The sequence below is a fragment of the Aliirhizobium wenxiniae genome (assembly GCF_014201355.1).
Lineage (GTDB): Bacteria > Pseudomonadota > Alphaproteobacteria > Rhizobiales > Rhizobiaceae > Neorhizobium > Neorhizobium wenxiniae.
This window is the reverse complement of the sequence record NZ_JACHEG010000005.1, coordinates 291082-305913: the sequence shown is the minus strand read 5'-3', so window position 1 is coordinate 305913 and position 14832 is coordinate 291082. Positions and strand designations below refer to the sequence as shown.

Sequence of the window (14832 nt, the reverse complement as noted above, 5' to 3'; positions counted from 1 at the left end):
GACCTGACGTGAACCATTTCCAGTATATCGACGGCGTTCTGCACGCCGAAAACGTCGACATTCGCGACATCGCCAAGGCTGTCGGAACGCCGTTCTACGTCTATTCGACGGCAACGCTGGAGCGCCATTACAAGGTCTTCGCAGCAGCGTTTTCTGACGTGGACACCATGGTCTGTTACGCCATGAAGGCGAATTCCAACCAGGCTGTGCTGAAGACGCTTGGCCGTCTCGGCGCGGGCGTCGATGTCGTCTCGGGCGGCGAGCTGCGCCGCGCGCTGGCCGCAGGCATTCCGGCAAACCGCATCATGTTTTCCGGCGTCGGCAAGACGGTCGGCGAGATGGATCTGGCGCTGGAAGCCGGCATCTACTGCTTCAACGTTGAATCCGAGCCGGAACTGGAAGTGCTGAACCTTCGCGCCATCAAGGCCGGCAAGAAGGCGCATGTCTCTTTCCGCATCAACCCGGATGTGGATGCGGGAACGCATGCCAAGATCTCGACCGGCAAGAAGGAAAACAAGTTCGGCATCGCCTATGAACGCGCCCGCGCGGTCTATGCGCATGCAGCAGAGCTGCCCGGCATCGAAGTTACCGGCATCGACATGCATATCGGTAGCCAGATCACCGAGCTTGCACCCTTCGAGCACGCTTTCCGCCTGCTGCGCGAACTGGTCGATACGCTGCGCGGCGATGGCCACCGGATCGACCATGTCGATATCGGCGGCGGTCTGGGCATTCCTTACAAGGACGACAACACGCCTCCCCCGCTGCCGGATGCCTATGCAGATACGGTCAAGCGCCAGCTGCGCTCCCTCAACTGCAAGATCGTTACCGAACCGGGCCGCCTGATCGTCGGCAATGCCGGCATACTGGTGACCGAGGTCATCTACGTGAAGGACGGCGGCGAAAAGACTTTCGTCATCGTCGACGGCGCGATGAACGACCTGATCCGTCCGACGCTCTACGAGGCCTATCACATGATCCGCCCGGTCGTCGTGCCGGCGACCGATGCACCGCGCATCCGTGGCGATATCGTCGGCCCGGTCTGCGAGACCGGCGACTATCTGGCGCTCGACCGCGAGATGGCCGAACCCAAGCCGGGCGACCTGATCGCAGTCGCATCTGCCGGTGCTTATGGCGCTGTGCAGGCCGGAACCTACAATTCCCGCCTTCTCGTGCCGGAAGTTCTGGTCAAGGGCTCGGAGTTCCACGTCATCCGCCCGCGCGGCACCTATGACGAGCTTATCGGGCTCGATTCCGTCCCGGCATGGCTCAGCTGAGGGCGGATAAACGCCCGGATGCGCATTTGACGTGACATTCACAATTGCGGGAAACTGCCTAAAATATGAGGGCCGGCCCAAGCCTGCCCTCGTCTTCGCCACAAAGACTGTTATCTTAGAGGCTTGTTTGCGCCGCCACGATCGGAGACGGACCGCATGAGCTTTACCCGCAAAGGTGCTTTCGAGACCCATCCCGCGCTTGCCCGCAGGGTGGCCCTGAAGCGTTCCTTCGCGCGTATCGTCCTGTTTTTCGAGCGTCTTTTGCCGCGGGCGCTTGCCCCGGCCGGCATCGTTGCCCTGTTTTTCTCCGCGTCCTGGTTCGGCATTTTCCGCCTGTCGCCGGACTGGCTGCGCTGGGTCCTGCTCACCGCATTTCTTTTCGCACTGATCGCAACCCTCCTGCCCTTGGCTCGAATTCGCTGGCCGAGCGCCAATGAAGCGGACCGTCTGCTGGAGGATCGCAACAATCTTCCACACCAGCCGGTGGGCGTGCAGGAGGATGAACCTGCCTTCGAGACCCCCCTCTCCCGCGCCTTGTGGAAGGAACACCAGATCCGCATGGCGAAGCGCATCGCAGCGCTCGATGCAGGCCTGCCGCAACCGGATATCGCCAAGCATGACCGTTTCGGCCTGCGCGCCATCCCGGCGTTGATCTTTACCGTGGCGCTGGCCTTTTCCTATTCCAACCGCGGCGGCAGCCTGGGCGATGCCTTTATTCCCGCACCTCCGGCACCCAGCATCAATCCCGACCTGCGCATCGATGCGTGGCTGACCCCGCCTTCCTATACCGGGCGCGCACCGGTGTTCCTGACAGGCCAGCAGGCGCAGAACAATAACGGGACCGTATCGATACCGCAGAACTCCGCCCTGACGGTCCGCGTGACCGGCGGCGAGGGTGAAGAGGCCGTGGTCTTCACGACCGCCGCCGACAAGCAGAATGCCGTGCTTGAAACGGAAGAGGCAAAGGCTGCTGCGAAAAAGGCCGCCGAGCAGGCCTCGAATGGCGCGCAGGCACCGGCCGCCCAGACGACGGCACCTCAGCCACCGGCTGCCCCAGCAAATGGCAACCAGCCGCTTGCGCCACGCACCTATGCCATGGCAGTCAACGAAAGTGGCAACCTGACCGTCAACGGCCAGAACTGGACATTCAACGTCATCCCCGATCGCCCACCGGAAATCGCCTTCGAAGGCCAGCCGAAGCGCTCGGTTAATGGTGCATTGGAAATCGGCTTCAAGGCCAAGGACGATTACGGCATTCGCGAAGCCCATGCGCTGATCGAGCCTGCGGGTCCGCAGGACCCGGCAACCACGCCGCTCTATCCGTTGCCCGAATACCGGCTCGACCTGCCTCGCCAGACCAGAGGCCAGGAGATCAAGGGCCTGACCAGCCGCAGCGTGATCGAGCATCCGCTTGCCGGAAAGCGTGTTCGCGTGACGCTGGTCGCAACCGATGGCGCAGGCCAGACGGGGCGCAGCCCGGTGCATGAAATGATCCTTCCCGGCCGCGGCTTCTCCGAGCCGCTCGCCGCAGCCGTTGCCGAACAGCGGCAGGTATTCGCGCTCGACACCCGCCAGATGCCGAAGGCAATCGCGCTCAACGAAGCCCTGACCATTCGCCCCGATGAGACCATTCCGAACCTCGGCCATTTCCTGCTGATCGAATCCGCCCGCGGCCGCATGAAACTTGCCCGGGGCGAGGAGCAGTTGAAGGAAACGGCCGACTATCTGTGGGAGATCGCGCTCGGCATCGAAGACGGCGACCTGTCGCTGGCAGAACGCCGCCTGCGCGATGCGCAGCGCAATCTTTCCGAAGCCCTGCAGAATGGCGCAAACGATCAGGAAATTGCCCGCCTGATGCAGGAAATGCGCGAGGCGATGCAGCAATATATGAACGAGCTCGCCCAGCGGATGCAGAATGCTCCAAGGGCGCAGCAGAACATGCAGGCGCAGAATGTCATCCGCCAGCGCGACCTGCAGAACATGATGGACCAGATCGAGAACCTTGCCCGTTCCGGTAATCGTGACGCCGCCCAGCAGATGCTGAACGAGCTGCAGCGGATGATGAACAACCTGCAGGCCGGACGCCCGCAGCGCGGCCAGCAGGGCCAGCAGCAGCAAAACAGCCAGATGCGCCAGCAGATCGACAAGCTTGGCGAAATCATGCAGGAACAGCAGCGCCTGATGGACCAGACCTTCAAGCTGGATCAGGCACTTCGCGACCGCATGCAGCGCGGCGATCCTGACCAGCAGGGCGAAGGCGAGCAGCAACAGTCGCAGCAGGGTCAACAGGGCCAGCAGCAGCAAGGCCAACAGGGGCAACAAGGCCAGGGCCAGCAAGGTCAGCAGAACACCGACCAGATGACCGCCGAACAGCTGCGCGAGGCGCTGAAGAACCTGCGCGCCCAGCAGGAAGGCCTCGGCAAGAAGCTCGGCGAATTGCAGCAGGGCCTGAAGGGTCTTGGCATGCAACCCGGCGAAGGCTTCGGCCAGGCAGAGCGCGAAATGGGCAATGCCGGCAAGGCTCTGGGTCAGGGTCAGGGCGAACAGGCTGTGCAGGGACAGGGCAATGCGCTCAATGCCCTGCGCCAGGGCGCCCAGAACATGATGCAGCAGATGATGCAGGCCATGCAGGGCCAAGGCCAGGGACAAGAGGGCCAGCAGAATGGCGAGGGTGAAGGCATGGCCAACCAGGGTGGCCAGAACGGCCGTGACCCCCTTGGCCGCCCCCGCGCCACGTCAGGCCCGGATTTCGGCGATCAGGTGAAAGTGCCGGACGAGATCGATGTGCAACGCGCCCGCGAAATCCTCGACGCCATTCGTGAAAAGCTGGGTGGTGCGCTCTCGGGTGATGCGGAGCGGCAATATCTGGAGCGGCTGCTGGAAATCAGGTGAGGGTGAAGAAGGCAAAGGCGGCGCGAGCATTGCCCCTTATCCGCCTGCCGGCACTTTCTCCCCGCCATGACGGGGATGACATATGCGGCGATGTCTCCATCTCTGGCGTCAAGCGGAGCAAGTCTCCTCTCCCCGCTTGCGGGCCGAAGGACGGGTGAGACCCGTGGCTAGCCCTGGCATGGGCTAGGGTCAGTGGTAGCTTCTCTCAGATAGATTTCAAGCAGCGTGCGACGACACACCCGCAAGCGCTCTTGCGACTGCCTTGCGGATATCCGGCAGCGCAAACGGCTTCGGCACGACGTCGACGATCTTGCTGGCGAGGTCATCGGCGCGTTCCCGCTGCTCGGCATAACCGGTCATCAGCAGGATTTTCATATCGGGAAAACGGGCGGAAGCCTGATGGGCCAGTTCGATCCCGTCCATGACCGGCATGCGGATATCGGAAAGAAGCAGATCGTAGGAGCCCTCGTCGAGCTTCTCAAGTCCTTCTGCCCCATCACCGGCTTCAAAGGTCTCGTGACCGTCAAGACGCAGCGCGCGTGCGACGAAGCGGCGGAGAGATTCCTCGTCTTCGGTAATAAGGATTCTGGCCATAGCGATCATCGCTCCCTGTGTTTCAATTCGGGAGCAAATGACCAGACTTTCCTTTTCGAGGAGTAAACGGAGCCCCCGCGGAGGCTCCGGATGGTTAACGCCTTGCCACCGCCGGGATGCTATTTCCTGCTTCCCGACGCCCGTCCAGTATCAGGCGTCGCCGGTAACGACGCCGACGAACGGCAGTTCGCGGAAGGCATAGGCTGCATCCATGCCGTAGCCGACGACGAAATAGTCGGGGCATTCGAAACCGACATAATCGGCTTCCAGCTCTTCCTTGCGCTTGACGCTCTTGTCCAAAAGCACGGCGATCGTCACGTTGCGCGCGCCGCGCTCATAGAGCAGTTCCTTAGCGAATTTCAGCGTGCGGCCGGATTCGAGAATATCATCGATCAGAAGCACGTCGCGGCCATGCACGTCGCTGTCGATATCCTTGACGATGCGGACACCCTGCGACACCGTGCCCGTGCCATAACTGGACAGCGTGATGAACTCGACTTCCGGTGCAAGGCCGGTCTCATGCAGCGAACGCAGAAGGTCGGCTGCAAAAATGAATGATCCTTTGAGGATCGCGATCACCAGCAGGTCCTTGGTCGGACCTTTGGCGATCTCGGCAGCGATGGCATGATTGCGCTCTGCAATCTGCTCGGCGGAAAATAGCGGTTCGATCTGCTTGCCGCGCACGACTGGCATGAGGCTCTCCTGCGTGTCTCTCAAAGACGCCGCGATAGCACAATCGGCCCTGCTAAAGAAAGCTTTCAGGCTCCGCGCCCGGCCAATGAGAGCCTCAGATCGGGAAGTTTTCCACCGGGATGGGGTACACGCACGGAAAAGCCATAACTTTCGCGGCCACCGATCTGCGAGGCAGAGGTCGAGATCAGCGTGCTTGTCACCACGGTTTCACCCGAAAGAAGGTCGGCACGGATCGACGGCATGTCGAGGCGGCCCTCCGTGCGGTTCTCAACGATCCCGTTGATCAGGAGCACCCGCATACCATTCGCGTCCTGCGGAGTCATCGTCACATGGGTGATATCGAGCGCCGGGCCCGGCTCGGCCGATGGGCCCGAAAGCAGCGAGAAACCGCCGAAGATCGTAAACACCGTCACCACGACGCTTGCGACCACGGCAACGAAGGCATCCGGCGACAGACGCAGCAGTTTTCGTTCGATCGCGCCGATCATGCCGCCGGCAATGGTTTGGCGAGGCATGGCTTCGGCTTTGCGCGGTCGGCGATCGTTCGAAGAGGTAGCAGCGCGGCGGCGAGCCCAATCGTTGACCGGCACGAAATGCGCGTCCTCGACCTGGGACGCCTTTACGAATGGCTTGGGAAAACGGATGACCTTCCCTTTGCCGTCCTTCTCGTCACCCTCGGGCGGAAGAATATCGACCGGCATCTCGGCACGGGCTTGGCGACGGTCCTGGAAGGTGCTCATGGTGCCCTCTCCGCCTACCTCCTCTTTACCCCGTGATCAGTCTCGATCAGGCTTCAGAGGTCGGGCATTGAAACAAACTCTCCCCAGTCGTAAACTGACATGGTTAACGCTTTCCAAATTCGGCCTGAAAATCGCCCTTTTGACTGCTTGATTTACCCTTCGTTTACCCGCGGCGTTAAGAGATAGCCGCTGAAGCTTCACACAGCCAAGACAAGGTCGCCGGTGATCCATTTCGAAAATGTCGGTCTGCGTTATGGCATGGGCCCGGAAATCCTCCGGGACATGACGTTCGACATTCCAAAACGATCCTTCCAGTTCCTGACCGGCCCCTCGGGCGCGGGCAAGACGACGCTGCTGAGGCTGTTGTTTATGTCGCTCAATCCGACCCGCGGCATCATCCGCATGTTCGGGCGCGACCTGTCGCAGATCCCGCGTGACGAGTTTCCCATGCTGCGCCGCCGCGTCGGCATCGTCTTTCAGGACTTTCGTCTTCTCGACCATTTGACGACCTACGAGAACGTCGCCCTGCCGCTGCGGGTCAGGGGCAAGGACGAGGCCTCCTATCGCAATGACGTGATCGACCTTCTGAAATGGGTCGGTCTTGGCGAGCGGATCAACGTGCTTCCGGCAATCCTGTCGGGCGGTGAAAAGCAGCGTGCGGCGATCGCCCGCGCCCTGATGGACCGCCCGGAAATATTGCTGGCCGACGAACCGACGGGCAATGTCGACCCGCCGATGGCGCGCCGTCTGCTGAGCCTGTTTCTGGAATTGAACCGACTGGGCACCGCCGTCGTTATCGCAACGCACGACCTCGCATTGATGGATCAGGTCGACGCGCGACGCATGATCCTGACAGATGGACGGCTCGACATCTATGAGTGAAGCAGACCGAATGGGAAGGTCGCAATTTCCCGAAGAGGAAACCACCAAAAACGGACGCCAGGACACCGCACGGCGGCGCACGGAAATGCACGTCCGCTCGACAGCCGCAATCCTGCCGCCCGCCAACATCCAGGGCAATGCTTTGATGGTCGTCATCGCCATCATGGCCTTTCTCGCCTGTCTCACGCTCGGCGCCGTCAGCATGGTGCGCGCCACGGCAGCCGGCTGGCAAAGCCAGATATCCCGCGAGATCACCATCCAGATCAAGCCGGCCGAAGGGCTGGACATGGATGCTGCGCTGAAAAAGGCGCGGGACCTGGCGCTGACATTCGTCGGCACCAAGTCCGGCACGATCATGGATGACGCCGCAACCGCGAGACTTCTCGAACCCTGGCTCGGCTCAGACCTGCAGCTAGACGACCTGCCTGTGCCCCGCCTCGTCATCATCACTATCGACGAAAGCAATCCGCCGGATTTCGAGGGGATGCGCGCATTGTTGAAGACGGAAGTGCCGCAGGCGTTTCTCGACGATCACCGCACTTGGGTCGACCGGCTCGTTTCCATGGCCCGCACCACGGTCTGGATCGGCACGGGCGTCCTGATCCTCGTTTTCACCGCGATGATCCTGACGGTAATCTTCGCCACTCGCGGCGCGCTTTCGGGCAACCGCCATATCGTCGAAGTGCTGCATTTCGTCGGCGCCGAACGCACCTTCGTTGCGAACGAATTTCAGAAACACTTCCTCAAGATCAGCCTGAAAGGCTCCGCGGTCGGCGGGGTGGTGGCAGCGCTCCTCTTCGCCACGGCCAGCCTCTGGCAGTCAAATTCCCGTGCGACACCTGAAAGTGAGCAGGCTATGGCGCTTTTCGGATCTTTCACGATCGGCTGGAACGGCTATCTCGGCATCTTTGCCACAATGCTGATCATCGCGCTTCTGACCACGTTGACGGCGCGTTTCACCGTGATGCGGACGATCGACGAAATCGACCTCGTAAGATCCGATCCATCTCGCTCAGATGGACTGCCACCATCATGACATTCAATCATATTACCTGGTAACGTTTCGAGGACTATTCACCGCCTCAATCTGCGACTAATGACAGGTCATGAAATTCGGCTGGAGCAATCGCTGGACGCCCGAAAGCCGCCCTCCGGGCAGGCCGGAAATCGGGCTATTGTCGCGCCAGAGCGCCTTGCGGCGGTTCGCAAGGCGACTGATCATGCTGGTCTTTATCTGTGCGGCTATCCTCGGCGGTGGTTTTTTATGGTTCGCTGATTCGGTCACGTCGCTGCGCGCCCCCGACGGCGTAAAAGCCGACGCCATTGTGGTTCTTACCGGCGGTTATCTTCGCATCGAGCAGGCAGTCGGCCTGTTGCGAGACGGCGCGGGTAAGCGTCTGCTGATCTCCGGCGCTCATCCCTCCACCACGCCGACCCAGATCCGCAAGGCGACCCAGGCATCCGCCGACCTGTTCAAATGCTGTGTCGATATCGGTTACGATGCGATCGACACGATCGGCAATGCCAACGAGATCACCCGCTGGATCCATGACCATGGTTACAAATCCGTCCTGGTCGTGACCAACAACTATCACATGCTGCGCAGCCTGCATGAATTGCGCCGCGCCGATCCCGCAACCGAATTCATTGCTTATCCGGTCGTCAACGCCGACCTTGCCCGTCGCGCCTGGTTCGCGGAACCCGACACGCTGCGCACGATGCTGTCGGAATACGGAAAGGTCGTGCTCGCCTCACTGCGGGACTGGCTCGGCATGGCGCGCTGGACCGGGCTTCGGACAGAAGAAGATCCTGACAAAACCAAGAATTCTTCTCCCTGATCTCGCACCGAGAACTCTTTTTTCCGTGCCCGATCTCGTGTAGGCAACGCGCAATCCTCAAAGGAACCCATCATGCTGTTGCTGCGCTCGATCCTGTTCAATACCGCATTCTATACCAACACCATCCTGCGCATGATCCTGCTGTCGCCGTACTATTTTCTCGCCCCGCGCAAGGCGGCTTTTAGCGTTCCGAAAGCCTGGGCTTCATCCAACAACTGGCTGATGGAAAAGATCGTCGGTGCGACTTTCGAGATCGAGGGCATGGAAAACATTCCCGAGGGCGGCTGCATCTTCGCGCCGAAACACCAGTCGGCCTGGGATACGTTTGCGCTACTGCCCTACCAGCGCGATCCGGTCTATATCCTGAAGCGCGAACTGATGTGGATCCCGCTTTTCGGCTGGTATGTGGCCAAGCAACGGATGATCCCCGTCAATCGCGGCGCCCGCGGCAAGGTCATGGTCGAGGTGATGAAGCGCACCCGGCAGGAAATGGAAAACGGCCGCCAGCTGATCATCTACCCGGAAGGAACGCGCCGCGCGCCTGGCGATGAACCACAATACCGCTACGGCATCGCCCGCATCTATCGTGACGTTCAGGTGCCGGTCGTACCGATCGTTGCCCATTGGGGCCTGTTCTGGGGCCGTCGCAAGCTCATCAAACATCCCGGCCGCTTCAAGGTCCGCATCCTGCCGCCGATCGAGCCCGGCATGGATCCGGATGCGTTTTACGCGTATCTGATCGAGACGCTGGAAAAGGCGAGCGACGAACTGCTGATCGAGACGGTCGAAGCCAACCCGAACCTGCCGCTGCCACCGACGGCGGCAAAGCGCCTGGCGGAACTGCGGGCTCAGTCCGCCGTCTGAGCCGATTTCGGACTGACAGCCGCACCGACCGCCTCAAGCCAGAGATCACGAATGCCCATCTGCTTCAGCTGCGTCACAGTATTGAGCACATAGGCATCATTCGGGCCCGACTGGCCATGTGACCGAAGCACGACGGCGGCGGCTTCTTCCACGCCGAGGCTGCCTGCGTATTGCGGATGCAGCCGATCGACGACGTAGGTGACCGCCTTCACCCGCCGCCCGTCCGGCAGGCCGATGGGAACGATGCGTTCTAGATAGACATTGGTGATCAGCTCACGCTTGCGCAGATAATCCAGCGCATCGTCACGATCCTTGTCGTCAACCCTGAATGCCATGCCACGACAGGACCCACCCCGGTCCAGCCCCATGACGAGACCTGGATTTTCTGCTGTTCCGCGATGCGCCGTTGACCAGATGCAAAGCGAGCGGCGAAACCCGTGAACACGTGCAGCCTGCCGGTCCACATAGGGAAATCCCGGGTTCCACATCAGTGATCCGTAGCCAAACACCCAAAATTCGTCCATATCGCACGCCATGCCATCATTTTAGTTTGCGTCGCACCATTGGGAGAACAACATGGCAGCGTCAAGCCGATCCGGCACCAGCAGAAAACTCTGGTTTCTTGCGAGTGCCGTCGTGCTCGTCATCGCACTGTATACCGCAGGCTGGTTTTATGCCGCCTCGGCCCTGCGCGAAAGGACGCTGCTTCTGCTCGGCAGCCAGGCGGATGCCGGTATTTCGGCCAACTGCGAGAATGCCGAATATCGCGGTTATCCCTTCCGCATCGGGCTGTTCTGCTCGAAGGTCGATGTCGACGATACCGTCAACGGCATTTCGGCAAGCTTCGGCTCGTTGCGCTCGGCGGCTCAGGTCTATAATCCGGGCCATATAGTCTGGGAGCTAGATGCACCATCGGAAGTGCGCACCGGCCATGGCCTTTCCGTCGCCAGCACCTGGGAAAGCCTGCAATCCAGCCTCGTCACCAAGCTGAAGGGCGTCGAGCGCGCCTCGATGGTGATCCAGAAGCCGAAGACGACTATCCTGTCGTCGGCCAGCGGGCAGGCCTTCGATGTCGCCGCCGACCAGTCGGAGATCCACCTGCGCCAGAACGGTACCGATCTCGATGCCGCCATCCAATTGCAGAACGCCACGACAACCGCCAAGGGGCTGCCGCAGCTTCTGCCCGCCACCAACACCAGCATCGACGTGACGTTCAAGGACCGCGCCGGTGTACTGGATGGAAGCGACCGCCGCGGGCTTGCGCTGCATGGTTCGGAAGGGGATCTGCGCGAATTCAAGGCCGATCTCGGCCAGGGTCAGGTGCTGACACTAGCCGGCCCGTTCTCATTCGACGACAGGGGTCGCATGTCCGGCAAGCTGAAATTGAGGATCGAGGACATTCCGGCCTGGCAGGACAGCCTCAGCCGCGCATTTCCGGGTCTCGAATCGACGATCGGCACCGCGGCAAACATGCTGCAGGCGCTCGGTGGTGGAGAGAAGGCCTCGCTCGACCTCACCATCCGCCGCGGCAAGGTGTTTGCCGGCGGACTGATACCGATCGGCGAAATCCCGCCGATCTGAGGACCATCATCCGAAGCCGGCACCGGCGTCGGATGATCTCATGACACAGATTTATTTCTTGGTTTCGAGCGCGTGGCGGCCAAAATCCGGCGCATCCACGTCCTGGCCGGCCTGCACGATGGACCGGCGGATCGCACGGGTGCGGGTGAAAAGCTCAAACAGCTTGTCGCCCTCGCCCCAGCGGATCGCCCGCTGCAGATAGGCGAGATCTTCCGAAAACCGCGCCAGCATTTCGAGGATCGCATCCTTGTTATGCAGGCAGATGTCGCGCCACATGGTCGGATCGGATGCGGCCAGACGGGTAAAATCGCGAAAACCGGAAGCGGAGTATTTGATCACTTCCGATTCCGTCACCGTTTCCAGATCATCGGCCGTGCCGACGATATTGTAGGCGATGATATGTGGAAGATGCGACACGATCGCCAGCACCTTGTCATGGTGCTCCGGATCCATGTCGTCCACCCGCGAGCCGAGCGCAATCCAGAAGGCCTTCAGCCTGTCGAGAGCGGCAGTATCGGTATCCGGCAGCGGTGTGAAGATGCACCAGCGATCACGGAACAGGCCGGCAAAACCCGCATCAGGACCGGATTTTTCCGTACCCGCCAACGGGTGGCCCGGAATGAAATGCACATTGTCCGGCATATGCGGCGCCATCTGCGCGATGACGGAAGCCTTGGTCGAACCGACATCGGTGACAATCGCGCCCGGCTTCAGCGAGCCGGCGATCTGCTTGGCAACCGCTTCCGAAGCACCGACTGGCACCGAGACGATGACGAGATCGGCATCCCTCACGGCATCGGCTGCCGACACCGTGTATTCGGTACCGAGCTCCAGCTCCTCCGCACGCGTCAACGTGTCCTCGCTGCGCGTCGAGACGACCACATGTTTTGCAAGCCCGAGCTGCTTGACGTCGCGGGCGATGGACGAGCCGATCAGGCCGATACCGATCAGCGCGATCCGCTCGAAATGCACGTCACTCATCATTTGCGTCCCATGAATTCGCCGAGCGCTTCGATGACGCCGCGATTGGCTTCTTCCGAGCCGACCGTCATGCGCAATGCATTCGGCAGGCCGTAACCCTTCACCATGCGCAGGATGTAACCGCGGCTGGTGAGGAATTCGTCGGCATCAGGCGCACGCTTGCCGTCGATGTCGGGGAAGTGGATCAGCACGAAATTGGTGACCGACGGCGTGACCGTCAGACCGATCGTCTCGAAGGCATGGGTCAGCTTGTCCTTCCAGAGCAGGTTGTGCTCGACGGCATCGCCGACGAAATTCTGGTCGCGAACGGCAGCAGCACCGGCGGCGATTGCCGGCGCATTCATGTTGAACGGACCACGCACGCGGTTCAGCGCATCGAGAATGCCGGCGGGACCATACATCCAACCGATACGCAACGCGGCAAGCCCATAGACCTTCGAGAAGGTGCGGCACATGACAACATTCTTGTTCTGCGAAACCAGTTCGACACCCGCTTCGTAATCGTTCTTGCGCACATATTCCGCATAGGCCGCATCAAGAACCAGAATGACGTTCTTCGGCAGACCGGCATGCAGGCGGCGGATATCGGCAACCGGAACATAGGTGCCGGTCGGGTTGCCCGGATTGGCAATGAAGACGAGCTTGGTCTTTTCCGTGACGGCAGCAAGGATCGCGTCGACATCGACGGTATAATCCTTCTCCGGCACTTCGATCGCCGCAGCACCCGCACCCATGATCTGGATCTTGTAGACGAGGAACCCGTGCTGGGTGATGATCGCCTCGTCACCGGCGCCGAGATAAACGTGACACAGCAGGCCGAGAAGTTCGTCCGAGCCATTGCCGCACATGATGTTCGCGACATTCAACCCATGTACGGAGGCGATTGCCTCGCGCAGCGCCAGCGCCTGACCATCCGGATAAAGCTCCAGATGCCCGGCCGACTGACGGAATGCCTCGATTGCCTTGGGGCTGGCACCAAGCGGCGTTTCATTGGAGGAAAGCTTGAAGACGCGCGCAACGCCGGGAGCATGTTCCTTGCCGGGCACATAGGCGGCGATATCCAGAATGCCTGGACGCGGAACGGGCTCACTCACAACGATGCTCATCGGATCAACCTTCTTGGAAATGCCTGCTCTGGCAGGGATGTGAGAGGGATTAAAGCCGAAAACGATCATTGTCGAGAGCAAGTGTCGGAACGATCGGAACCAAAACGTCTTTCAGATGATCGACGACAGAAGGAGGAGATCATGGCAACCGGAGACCACGACGATATCAGAGCCTTGCTGGAAGAATGGATGCGGGCCTTAAGGGACAAGGACGCAGACGGGATCATCAATTGCCAGTCCGCAACTGTCCGCCAATTCGGCCTTGCCCCACCACTCCAGGAGACAGGAAACGACAAAGCCGGCCTTCAAGCCTGGTTTGACACCTGGGATGGGCCGCTGGAATTCCACGTTCGTGACACGGACCTGAGGCCCGGTGGCGACATTGCCTGGTGCTCAGCTCTTGCCTGGCTGGGAGGCACGAAAAAAGACGGAGAGAAAAACGGGTTCTGGTTCCGGCTGACTGTCGCCTTCTCCCGCGAAGATGGCCACTGGCTGATTGCCCATATCCACGAATCCGTGCCCTTCTCCATGGAAGGACAGCCACTCGGCCTGTTCGACCTTCAACCCTGATTACGGTCGCGCGTGGTCCTGACGCCCTGCGGCGCCAGCACAGGTACAAAAACGCGGCGTGATGCACGCGCGGCAACCGGCAGCCCCTGATAGAGCCGCTTCTGCGCCTCGATGACGATGACGCCGGAAAAGACCGGCCAGAACCGCCGACCCAGGCGTTCAAGGAGGTTACGAAACTTCAGGATCGTACGGACCTTGGACGGCGGGAAAAACAGGGCCTCGGCCGATGCACCGGGTGTGAAATTCGCCTCCCGCAGCAGGGTCGTGAGCTGGCTGCGCGAATAGGGCCGGCCTGAACCGAAGGGCGTGTGTTCCATCCGCGCCCAGACCCCGCGGCGGTTCGGCACGACGATGACCAGCCGTCCGCCGGGAGCGAGCACCCGCCAGATTTCCTTCAGGCTTTCGCGCGGATTTTCGGTAAATTCCAGCGAATGAACCATCAGCACGCGATCGACAGAACTGTCCGGCAGCGGCAGTTCTTCGTCGAAAACCAGAGCAGTCGAGGAATTTTCGCCGACCGGCCAGTTCACGGCCCCCTGCCCCGCCGGCATGAAGGCAAAGGTGCGTTCCGTATCGGCCCGGAACCGGTCGAGATAAGGCACCGCATAACCGAGACCGACCAGACGTTCTTCCGGCAGCCGTGCCCAGAGCGAGGAGAGCGCCATCGCGATCGACTGCTCCGCCAGACGGCCAAGCGCGGAATGATAGAACTCACGGAGGTCAACAATATCGACAGACAAAACGCAAATGCTCGTGTTCAGTGGTTGGACTTGGACATGCCTCTCTCTACATTGTTGCGCAAGAAGCATTGAGC

The 14832-nt window shown here is 60.9% G+C and carries 15 protein-coding genes; 8 read left to right on the top strand and 7 right to left on the bottom strand.

Annotated features, from left to right (window positions below):
• Window positions 1-8 precede the first annotated feature (8 nt).
• Together lysA and HNQ72_RS20925 are read left to right on the top strand one after the other, a co-directional pair.
• Complete coding sequence (gene lysA, locus HNQ72_RS20930; protein WP_183994943.1) at window positions 9-1277, top strand: diaminopimelate decarboxylase; 1269 nt, start codon at window positions 9-11, stop codon at window positions 1275-1277.
• Between the two features lie 156 nt (window positions 1278-1433).
• Window positions 1434-4169 carry a TIGR02302 family protein gene (locus tag HNQ72_RS20925; RefSeq protein ID WP_183994941.1) on the top strand — a complete coding sequence of 912 codons (2736 nt, stop codon included), beginning with the start codon at window positions 1434-1436 and terminating at the stop codon, window positions 4167-4169.
• A gap of 216 nt (window positions 4170-4385) precedes the next feature.
• On the opposite strand, the gene HNQ72_RS20920 is transcribed toward HNQ72_RS20925, so the two are convergent.
• The 3 genes from HNQ72_RS20920 to HNQ72_RS20910 form a co-directional block, all read right to left on the bottom strand.
• Window positions 4386-4763, bottom strand: a complete 378-nt coding sequence (locus tag HNQ72_RS20920; protein WP_183994939.1) for a response regulator — start codon at window positions 4761-4763, stop codon at window positions 4386-4388.
• A 150-nt stretch (window positions 4764-4913) separates the two neighbouring features.
• A complete protein-coding gene (gene hpt, locus HNQ72_RS20915; RefSeq protein WP_183994937.1) occupies window positions 4914-5456 on the bottom strand; it encodes a hypoxanthine phosphoribosyltransferase in 543 nt (180 codons plus the stop codon).
• A gap of 65 nt (window positions 5457-5521) precedes the next feature.
• A complete protein-coding gene (locus HNQ72_RS20910; protein WP_183994935.1) occupies window positions 5522-6196 on the bottom strand; it encodes a hypothetical protein in 675 nt (224 codons plus the stop codon).
• A gap of 222 nt (window positions 6197-6418) precedes the next feature.
• Between HNQ72_RS20910 and ftsE the strand changes: the two genes are divergently transcribed.
• The 4 genes from ftsE to HNQ72_RS20890 all read left to right on the top strand — a co-directional run bounded on the left by ftsE (window position 6419) and on the right by HNQ72_RS20890 (window position 9780).
• Entirely contained in the window at window positions 6419-7078 is a 660-nt protein-coding gene (ftsE, locus tag HNQ72_RS20905) for a cell division ATP-binding protein FtsE (protein ID WP_183686322.1), read from the top strand.
• Window positions 7079-7163: 85 nt separating this feature from the next.
• Window positions 7164-8114: a cell division protein FtsX gene (locus HNQ72_RS20900; RefSeq protein ID WP_244654445.1), complete on the top strand. Its 951-nt coding sequence runs from the start codon at window positions 7164-7166 to the stop codon at window positions 8112-8114.
• A gap of 70 nt (window positions 8115-8184) precedes the next feature.
• Window positions 8185-8916 carry a YdcF family protein gene (locus HNQ72_RS20895; protein WP_183994932.1) on the top strand — a complete coding sequence of 244 codons (732 nt, stop codon included), beginning with the start codon at window positions 8185-8187 and terminating at the stop codon, window positions 8914-8916.
• Between the two features lie 72 nt (window positions 8917-8988).
• Complete coding sequence (locus HNQ72_RS20890; RefSeq protein WP_183994930.1) at window positions 8989-9780, top strand: lysophospholipid acyltransferase family protein; 792 nt, start codon at window positions 8989-8991, stop codon at window positions 9778-9780.
• On the opposite strand, the gene HNQ72_RS20885 is transcribed toward HNQ72_RS20890, so the two are convergent.
• On the bottom strand, window positions 9765-10304 hold the full coding sequence (locus HNQ72_RS20885; protein WP_183994928.1) for a gamma-glutamylcyclotransferase: 540 nt from the start codon (window positions 10302-10304) through the stop codon (window positions 9765-9767). The genes HNQ72_RS20890 and HNQ72_RS20885 overlap by 16 nt on opposite strands.
• A gap of 52 nt (window positions 10305-10356) precedes the next feature.
• Here HNQ72_RS20885 and HNQ72_RS20880 point away from each other — a divergent pair, with 52 nt between their 5' ends.
• Window positions 10357-11361: a DUF2125 domain-containing protein gene (locus tag HNQ72_RS20880; protein WP_183994926.1), complete on the top strand. Its 1005-nt coding sequence runs from the start codon at window positions 10357-10359 to the stop codon at window positions 11359-11361.
• A gap of 51 nt (window positions 11362-11412) precedes the next feature.
• Here the strand turns inward: HNQ72_RS20880 and HNQ72_RS20875 are convergent, their stop codons facing one another.
• Together HNQ72_RS20875 and hisC are read right to left on the bottom strand one after the other, a co-directional pair.
• The gene (locus tag HNQ72_RS20875; RefSeq protein ID WP_244654438.1) at window positions 11413-12342 is read right to left on the bottom strand and encodes a prephenate/arogenate dehydrogenase family protein; all 930 of its coding nucleotides are present in this window, start codon (window positions 12340-12342) and stop codon (window positions 11413-11415) included.
• Window positions 12342-13448, bottom strand: a complete 1107-nt coding sequence (gene hisC / locus HNQ72_RS20870) for a histidinol-phosphate transaminase (protein WP_183994922.1) — start codon at window positions 13446-13448, stop codon at window positions 12342-12344. Before hisC ends, HNQ72_RS20875 begins: the two co-directional genes overlap by 1 nt.
• A gap of 141 nt (window positions 13449-13589) precedes the next feature.
• Between hisC and HNQ72_RS20865 the strand changes: the two genes are divergently transcribed.
• The gene (locus HNQ72_RS20865; protein ID WP_183994920.1) at window positions 13590-14018 is read left to right on the top strand and encodes a nuclear transport factor 2 family protein; all 429 of its coding nucleotides are present in this window, start codon (window positions 13590-13592) and stop codon (window positions 14016-14018) included.
• Here the strand turns inward: HNQ72_RS20865 and HNQ72_RS20860 are convergent.
• Entirely contained in the window at window positions 14009-14758 is a 750-nt protein-coding gene (locus tag HNQ72_RS20860) for a class I SAM-dependent methyltransferase (protein ID WP_183994918.1), read from the bottom strand. The genes HNQ72_RS20865 and HNQ72_RS20860 overlap by 10 nt on opposite strands.
• Window positions 14759-14832 lie beyond the last annotated feature (74 nt).

What these genes read in the sequence shown, in the direction of transcription:
- HNQ72_RS20900 (WP_244654445.1), top strand. Translation starts at nt 7,164, where the DNA reads ATGCACGTCCGCTCGACAGCCGCAATCCTGCCGCCCGCCAACATCCAG.
- HNQ72_RS20880 (WP_183994926.1), top strand. Translation starts at nt 10,357, where the DNA reads ATGGCAGCGTCAAGCCGATCCGGCACCAGCAGAAAACTCTGGTTTCTT.
- HNQ72_RS20885 (WP_183994928.1), bottom strand. Translation starts at nt 10,304, where the DNA reads ATGGACGAATTTTGGGTGTTTGGCTACGGATCACTGATGTGGAACCCG.
- HNQ72_RS20925 (WP_183994941.1), top strand. Translation starts at nt 1,434, where the DNA reads ATGAGCTTTACCCGCAAAGGTGCTTTCGAGACCCATCCCGCGCTTGCC.
- HNQ72_RS20910 (WP_183994935.1), bottom strand. Translation starts at nt 6,196, where the DNA reads ATGAGCACCTTCCAGGACCGTCGCCAAGCCCGTGCCGAGATGCCGGTC.
- HNQ72_RS20875 (WP_244654438.1), bottom strand. Translation starts at nt 12,342, where the DNA reads ATGAGTGACGTGCATTTCGAGCGGATCGCGCTGATCGGTATCGGCCTG.
- HNQ72_RS20890 (WP_183994930.1), top strand. Translation starts at nt 8,989, where the DNA reads ATGCTGTTGCTGCGCTCGATCCTGTTCAATACCGCATTCTATACCAAC.
- HNQ72_RS20865 (WP_183994920.1), top strand. Translation starts at nt 13,590, where the DNA reads ATGGCAACCGGAGACCACGACGATATCAGAGCCTTGCTGGAAGAATGG.
- HNQ72_RS20895 (WP_183994932.1), top strand. Translation starts at nt 8,185, where the DNA reads ATGAAATTCGGCTGGAGCAATCGCTGGACGCCCGAAAGCCGCCCTCCG.
- hpt (WP_183994937.1), bottom strand. Translation starts at nt 5,456, where the DNA reads ATGCCAGTCGTGCGCGGCAAGCAGATCGAACCGCTATTTTCCGCCGAG.
- HNQ72_RS20920 (WP_183994939.1), bottom strand. Translation starts at nt 4,763, where the DNA reads ATGGCCAGAATCCTTATTACCGAAGACGAGGAATCTCTCCGCCGCTTC.
- hisC (WP_183994922.1), bottom strand. Translation starts at nt 13,448, where the DNA reads ATGAGCATCGTTGTGAGTGAGCCCGTTCCGCGTCCAGGCATTCTGGAT.